The following is a 6,550-nucleotide window of genomic DNA, read 5'->3' as shown; positions in this document are numbered from 1 at the left end:
TTCCCCATGTGAGAGTAGGTCATCGTCAAGATTAAATTCCGAAACCCCATTTGCGAAAGCAGATGGGGTTTTGTTTTGGGCGATGGAAAAGTATGAGCGAGCGCCTGCCAGTCGCCTTCAATGCTAAAGTCCTGCCTTTCTATGCAATGGCCCTATGCATGGCTATCATGCGTGCCTCATTGTGAGGCGAGACTTGCATGCTGACGTTGTTGAAACTTCTAAAAGATGGCCGATTCCACTCCGGGGAAGCGCTTGGTGCAGCCTTGGGCGTCAGTCGCAGTGCTGTATGGAAGCAGCTTCAGCATCTTGAGGCGGAGTTGAATCTGCCTATCCATAAAGTCCGTGGCAGGGGATATCAGTTGGCTGCGCCCCTGGCGTTGCTAAGCCATGACGAAATAGCTGCAAATGCGCCTTCTTCTACCTGGCCAGTCTATATATCCGACTCCATTGACTCTACCAATGCCGAAGCATTGCGTCTTATTGGTGGGGGGCAGGTTGCGCCGTTTCTGGTGCTGTCGGAGCAGCAGACTGCTGGCAGGGGTAGGCGAGGGCGTAAGTGGGTAAGTCCTTTCGCTCAAAATATCTACTACAGCCTCGTATTACGAATTGATGGGGGGTTGCGACAACTGGAGGGGCTTAGCCTGGTTGTCGGCCTGGCGGTCATGCAGGCCCTGCGGGAGGCCGGCGTGCGCAATGCAGGCTTGAAGTGGCCCAATGACGTCTTGGTGGGGCAGAAGAAGATTGCTGGCATCCTCCTGGAGTTGGTCGGAGACCCGGCAGATGTCTGCCACGTAGTCCTTGGTGTGGGGATTAATGTGAATATGCAGAAAGCGCCTGAAGTCGATCAGCAATGGACTTCTGTGCAGTTGGAAACCGGTAGCGCCGTTGATCGTAACTATCTGGTAGCCCGCCTCGGCTTACAGTTACAAACCTACCTTGATCGTCATCAAGCGTCCGGCTTTTCCGCTATTCAAGGCGAATGGGAGCAGAACCATCTATGGCAGGGGCGTTCCGTCTCGCTCATTGCCGGTGTGAATCAAGTCGAAGGGCTGGTGCTGGGTATCGATGGGCAGGGTGCGTTACGCTTGGGGGTGGATGGTGTTGAAAAAATATACAGCGGTGGTGAGTTAAGCCTGAGGTTGCGTGATGATTCTTGAGCTCGACTGTGGGAATAGCTTTATCAAATGGCGAGTGCTTGAGTCAGGCAGGGCGTATGTTTTTGCCGAGGGGATCGTCGGCTCGGATATCGTGTTAATAGATAGTCTGTCAGCGCTTGCGGGCTTGGCGATAAAACATTGTCGACTGGTGAGTGTTCGTGCTTCCGAGGAGACAAACAAGTTGGTTGCGGCCCTGGTAGATGCCTTTGGCATCACTGTGGTTTGTGCTACATCTGCGCGGCAGATGGCTGGGGTGCGTAATGGGTACGAAGACTTCGAGCGGCTAGGGCTTGATCGCTGGTTGGCTATGCTTGGCGGTTTTCAGTTGTCGCCGGGCTCGTGCCTTGTACTCGATTTTGGTACGGCGGCTACCTCCGACTTTATTGCTGCGGACGGTGAGCATCTCGGCGGGTTTATTTGTCCTGGTATGCCATTAATGCGTAACCAGCTGCGAACGCATACTCGCAAAATACGCTACGACGATATTGCCGCCGAGCGTGCCCTTGAGCACCTGTCGCCAGGTCGTACGACCGTAGAGGCGGTGGAGCGCGGCTGTATGCTTATGTTGAGAGGGTTTGTTCTGACTCAGCTGGAGTTGGCCCAGCGTTACTGGGGTGACGAATTCACCGTATTCCTGACGGGAGGGGATGCTGAGCTGATTGCTGATGCCGTGCCTCGAGCGAAACTCGTCCCTGATCTTGTTTTTGTTGGTTTGGCGATGGCGTGCCCCTTGTCCTGAGGTTTTTATGCGTTGGCTGTTTTTGCTTTTGCTGGTCCTTAATATCTTCTATTACATTTGGCATCAGCAGGAAGCGCCCCTGCGTGCCAAGGATGTTACGCCCCTGGTTCTGTACCGAGGTTCTCAGCAGGATATCCAGTTATTGAGCGAGTCTGCTGATGCCGTGGTTCGACGGGACAGGGCAAAGGCCCCAGAGGTGCAGAGCAGTTGTCTCTATATTGGTGGTTTTGCTGATCAGAAGCAGGCGCGGTCTGTGGAACAGCGGCTTACCAGTCTGGACATCAAGGTAAAACTGCAGTCGCTGAGCGCTCCTGATGTTTCGGGATACTGGCTGAGAGTGGCACCTGAAAGCCGGCGTCTGGCCGATGATTTGCCCTTTGAAAACCTTGCTAACGAATTCAATGAGTTAAAACATAAAATAATGCCGTGCGAAGGCATTGCAACTGTTGAATAGTTTGCATAGAATGGCGCCCGCTTCGCAGTGATGACCTCTTGAGGGAAACGGTGTGATGCGAGAGTCAACGCAGCTAACCTCATATTTTTAATGAGAAAATGCTTGACAGAAGGCTGGCATGATATAGAATGCCGGCTCGCTTAGGAGGGGTTCCCGAGCGGCCAAAGGGATCAGACTGTAAATCTGACGTCTACGACTTCGAAGGTTCGAATCCTTCCCCCTCCACCATTTTAGCGTGAGCTGCAAGCTCTGCGGGTATAGTTTAGTGGTAGAACCTCAGCCTTCCAAGCTGATGATGCGGGTTCGATTCCCGCTACCCGCTCCAAGTTTGCAGGTTGTGCATAGTGTTTTGCTCTTGTAGCTCAGTTGGTAGAGCACACCCTTGGTAAGGGTGAGGTCAGCGGTTCGAATCCGCTCAAGAGCTCCATATAACAAGGCAGATATGAGAATATCTGCCTTTGTTTTAACGGCTGCCTCTGATTGATTCTCCCCTCTTTTGTGATTTTGTTTGGGTGGGGTCCAAGTCTGCAGGGGTTTGTTGTTGTAAAGTCTTTTTCAGATCGGCATAATTGTCGGCCTGATTTTGTTTTAGGTCAGTAGCTCAATTGGCAGAGCGACGGTCTCCAAAACCGTAGGTTGGGGGTTCGATTCCCTCCTGACCTGCCAGATTCACTTGGTGTGTCTGGCTTTCTTTTCACAGGATCTTCATAGATGACTCCTAAGGCTGAAGCTCAAGGCTCTCGCTTCGATCTGCTCAAGTGGCTTGTAGTAGTCGCTGTTGTGGTCGTAGGCGTTGTCGGCAACCAGTACTACTCTGCGTCGCCGATCCTGTACCGCGTCCTCGCATTGCTCGCCCTTGCTGCTGTTGCTGCCTTTGTTGGCCTACAGACTGCTAAAGGCAAGTCTTTTGCGGTCCTGGTAAAGGAAGCTCGTACCGAGATCCGTAAAGTCGTTTGGCCGACTCGCCAAGAAACCACACAGACCACGTTGATTGTGGTAGCTGTTGTTCTGGTTATGGCGTTGCTGTTGTGGGGGCTTGATTCCCTGCTCGGCTGGCTTGTTTCCTTGATTGTTGGCTAAGGGTGTCCCGTGGCTAAGCGTTGGTACGTTGTGCATGCTTACTCGGGTTACGAGAAGCATGTCATGCGCTCTTTGCTAGAGCGCATAAAGTTTGCAGGCATGGAAGACGGCTTCGGCGAAATTCTGGTTCCCACTGAAGAAGTGGTTGAAATGCGTAATGGCCAGAAACGTAAAAGCGAGCGCAAGTTCTTCCCTGGCTACGTTCTGGTTCAAATGGACATGAATGAGGGTACTTGGCACTTGGTCAAGGACACTCCTCGCGTCATGGGCTTTATCGGTGGTACCGCTGATAAGCCTGCTGCGATTACCGACAAAGAGGCAGAGTCGATTCTGCGTCGTGTTGCTGATGGTAGCGACAAGCCCAAGCCGAAGACATTGTTCGAGCCGGGTGAGATTGTTCGTGTTACTGATGGTCCGTTTGCAGATTTTAACGGCACTGTCGAAGAAGTTAACTACGAAAAGAGCCGAATCCAAGTGGCAGTGCTCATTTTCGGTCGCTCTACTCCGGTAGAGCTAGAGTTCAGCCAGGTCGAAAAAGTCTAGCTGAGCAAGCATCCCAACCCCGCAGCCTTAGGCTGTGGGGTTTTGTCGTCACTGGGATAAACGCGCAAGTAACCGGGGAGCCTTTCGAGGCGTTTGAACCCGTAATTGGAGTGCCTCATGGCCAAGAAGATTACCGCTTACATCAAGCTGCAAGTGAAGGCCGCTCAGGCCAATCCAAGCCCACCCGTCGGTCCAGCTCTGGGTCAGCACGGCGTGAATATCATGGAATTCTGCAAGGCCTTCAACGCCCGTACTCAGGGTATTGAGCCAGGTCTGCCGACTCCAGTGATCATTACTGTATACAGCGACCGTAGCTTCACTTTCGAAACTAAGTCGACCCCGGCTTCGGTTTTGTTGAAGAAAGCTGCTGGTCTGACTAGCGGTTCCGCTCGTCCAAACACCGTTAAGGTTGGCACCGTGACCCGTGCTCAGCTGGAAGAAATCGCGAAAACCAAAAACGCGGATCTGACTGCAGCTGATATGGATGCAGCCGTGCGTACCATCGCCGGTTCTGCTCGTAGCATGGGCCTTAACGTGGAGGGTGTGTAATGGCTAAGCTGACCAAGCGCCAAAAGGCTATCGCCGGCAAAATCGAAGCAGGCAAGGCCTACAACTTTGTAGATGCTGCTGCACTGCTGACCGAGCTGTCGACTGTCAAGTTCAGCGAGTCTGTTGACATTGCTGTGAACTTGGGTGTAGACCCGCGTAAATCCGACCAGGTCGTTCGTAGCGCAACTGTGCTGCCACACGGCACTGGCAAGACTGTACGTGTTGCTGTCTTCACCCAAGGCCCTGCAGCTGAAGCTGCTCTGGCTGCCGGCGCTGACCGTGTAGGTATGGATGACCTGGCTGCCGAAATGAAAGCCGGCAACCTGAACTTTGATGTAGTTATCGCATCCCCGGATGCAATGCGCGTTGTGGGTCAGTTGGGTCAGATCCTGGGCCCACGTGGCCTGATGCCTAACCCTAAAGTCGGCACCGTAACTCCAGACGTAGCTACCGCGGTTAAAAACGCCAAGGCTGGTCAGGTTCGTTATCGCACCGACAAAAACGGCATCATTCACACCTCCGTTGGCAAAGTCGGCTTCGACGCCGTCAAGCTGAAGGAAAACGTTGAAGCCCTGATCGCTGATCTGAAGCGTATCAAGCCAGCTTCCTCGAAAGGTATCTACGTCAAGCGCGTTACCCTGAGCACCACCATGGGCCCAGGTCTGGTCATCGACCAAGGCTCGCTGGACGTATAAGACATAAACTGGCGCAAGCAATTGCGGCAGTTGAAAAATTGGGGTCCCTGCCTGGCGGGGGCTATCCAAGACCGTAGGCGGCGCAAGTCTTAAACCTCAAGCCTACGCAGATGGTGCTCCCGGTTCCTTACCGAATCAGACACCAAAACGACATCCGGCTTCGGTTGGATGAAACGGTAACAAGCAGGAGTTTTTCCCGTGGCAATTAAACTTGAAGACAAGAAGGCCATCGTCGCTGAAGTCAACAAGGCTGCCAAAGTTGCCCTGTCCGCTGTCGTGGTTGATGCCCGCGGTGTGACAGTAGGCGCTATGACCGGACTCCGTAAAGAGGCTCGTGAAGCTGGCGTTTACGTACGTGTTGTACGTAACACCCTGCTCAAGCGCGCTGTTGCCGACACTCAATACAGTGTTCTCAACGACGTGTTCACCGGCCCGACCTTGATTGCATTCTCCAACGAACATCCAGGTGCTGCTGCCCGTTTGTTCAAAGAGTTCGCAAAAGGTCAGGACAAGTTCGAGATCAAGGCAGCTGCGTTCGAGGGTAACTACCTCGCAGCTAATCAGATCGACGTACTGGCAAGCCTGCCGACCCGTGACGAAGCCATTTCCCAGCTGATGAGCGTGATTCAAGGCGCAACCAGCAAATTGGCTCGTACTCTGGCGGCTCTTCGCGACCAGAAAGAAGCTGTTGCAGCTTAAGGCTGAGCAACTCCTTTTTACGTTTATTGTTTATTTCGATGGCCGCGTAGGCCGTCACCCCAATACAGGAATTTATAGTCATGTCTCTGACTAACGACCAAATCATCGAAGCAATCGGCGAAAAATCCGTTCTGGAAATCGTTGAACTGATCAAGGCAATGGAAGAGAAGTTCGGCGTTTCTGCTGCCGCTGCTTCTGCTGGTCCTGCTGCTGCCGCTGCTGTCGTTGAAGAACAAACTGAATTCAACGTTGTTCTGCTTGAAGCTGGCGACAAGAAAGTTAACGTGATCAAGGCTGTACGTGAGCTGACCGGTCTGGGCCTGAAAGAAGCCAAGGCTGTAGTTGATAGCGGTGCTGGTTCCGTGGTTCTGGAAGCTGTGTCGGCTGACGCTGCTGCTAAAGCCAAGGCTACCTTGGAAGAAGCAGGCGCTAAAGTCGAGCTGAAGTAAGCATCGACCTTGCGTCTCCAGCCCAAGCGTTAAGCTGAAGGCTGATGGCTGGTGGCTCTTGCCACCGGCCTTTTTCCGTTATTGGCAATCGACTCGGTCGTCGCCTATAGCGCGCTGTAACCACCCGATGGGGTGGCGCAAACCATGGGGTTTGCACGATTTTCTGGCTGCTCCCGTCGGGAGGG

The 6,550-nt window shown here is 53.3% G+C and carries 9 protein-coding genes and 4 tRNA genes; all 13 read left to right on the top strand.

Going from position 1 to position 6,550, the window contains the following annotated elements; genetic code table 11:
* Positions 1 to 197: 197 nt before the first annotated feature.
* The 13 genes from birA to rplL all read left to right on the top strand — a co-directional run bounded on the left by birA (position 198) and on the right by rplL (position 6,365).
* Positions 198 to 1,157 carry a bifunctional biotin--[acetyl-CoA-carboxylase] ligase/biotin operon repressor BirA gene (gene birA, locus AAEZ06_RS03030; RefSeq protein WP_149413637.1) on the top strand — a complete coding sequence of 320 codons (960 nt, stop codon included), beginning with the start codon at positions 198 to 200 and terminating at the stop codon, positions 1,155 to 1,157.
* Positions 1,147 to 1,896 (top strand): pantothenate kinase, encoded by a 750-nt coding sequence (locus tag AAEZ06_RS03025; protein WP_149413636.1) that lies wholly within the window; start codon positions 1,147 to 1,149, stop codon positions 1,894 to 1,896. The genes birA and AAEZ06_RS03025 overlap by 11 nt, the downstream gene beginning before the upstream one ends.
* A 7-nt stretch (positions 1,897 to 1,903) precedes the next feature.
* Positions 1,904 to 2,350 (top strand): hypothetical protein, encoded by a 447-nt coding sequence (locus AAEZ06_RS03020; protein ID WP_149413635.1) that lies wholly within the window; start codon positions 1,904 to 1,906, stop codon positions 2,348 to 2,350.
* 143 nt (positions 2,351 to 2,493) lie between these two features.
* Positions 2,494 to 2,578, top strand: a tRNA-Tyr gene (locus AAEZ06_RS03015).
* Positions 2,579 to 2,601: 23 nt separating this feature from the next.
* Positions 2,602 to 2,675, top strand: a tRNA-Gly gene (locus tag AAEZ06_RS03010).
* 26 nt (positions 2,676 to 2,701) lie between these two features.
* Positions 2,702 to 2,777 (top strand) — tRNA-Thr (locus AAEZ06_RS03005).
* Positions 2,778 to 2,940: 163 nt separating this feature from the next.
* Positions 2,941 to 3,016: transfer RNA gene (locus AAEZ06_RS03000), tRNA-Trp, on the top strand.
* 45 nt (positions 3,017 to 3,061) lie between these two features.
* The gene (secE, locus tag AAEZ06_RS02995) at positions 3,062 to 3,430 is read left to right on the top strand and encodes a preprotein translocase subunit SecE (RefSeq protein ID WP_076016471.1); all 369 of its coding nucleotides are present in this window, start codon (positions 3,062 to 3,064) and stop codon (positions 3,428 to 3,430) included.
* A gap of 9 nt (positions 3,431 to 3,439) precedes the next feature.
* Positions 3,440 to 3,973, top strand: a complete 534-nt coding sequence (nusG, locus tag AAEZ06_RS02990; RefSeq protein WP_149413634.1) for a transcription termination/antitermination protein NusG — start codon at positions 3,440 to 3,442, stop codon at positions 3,971 to 3,973.
* 117 nt (positions 3,974 to 4,090) lie between these two features.
* Positions 4,091 to 4,522, top strand: coding sequence for a 50S ribosomal protein L11 (rplK, locus tag AAEZ06_RS02985; protein WP_003210097.1), 432 nt, complete (start codon positions 4,091 to 4,093; stop codon positions 4,520 to 4,522).
* Positions 4,522 to 5,217 (top strand): 50S ribosomal protein L1, encoded by a 696-nt coding sequence (rplA, locus tag AAEZ06_RS02980; RefSeq protein WP_133103487.1) that lies wholly within the window; start codon positions 4,522 to 4,524, stop codon positions 5,215 to 5,217. Before rplK ends, rplA begins: the two co-directional genes overlap by 1 nt.
* A gap of 198 nt (positions 5,218 to 5,415) precedes the next feature.
* Complete coding sequence (gene rplJ / locus AAEZ06_RS02975) at positions 5,416 to 5,916, top strand: 50S ribosomal protein L10 (RefSeq protein WP_133103486.1); 501 nt, start codon at positions 5,416 to 5,418, stop codon at positions 5,914 to 5,916.
* Positions 5,917 to 5,996: 80 nt separating this feature from the next.
* Positions 5,997 to 6,365, top strand: a complete 369-nt coding sequence (rplL, locus tag AAEZ06_RS02970) for a 50S ribosomal protein L7/L12 (protein WP_149413633.1) — start codon at positions 5,997 to 5,999, stop codon at positions 6,363 to 6,365.
* Positions 6,366 to 6,550 lie beyond the last annotated feature (185 nt).

This window comes from Pseudomonas sp. HY7a-MNA-CIBAN-0227, from assembly GCF_040310325.1.
Taxonomy (GTDB): domain Bacteria; phylum Pseudomonadota; class Gammaproteobacteria; order Pseudomonadales; family Pseudomonadaceae; genus Aquipseudomonas.
Note: the sequence above shows the minus strand (reverse complement) of the source record. Positions and strands in the feature narration are given on the sequence as shown.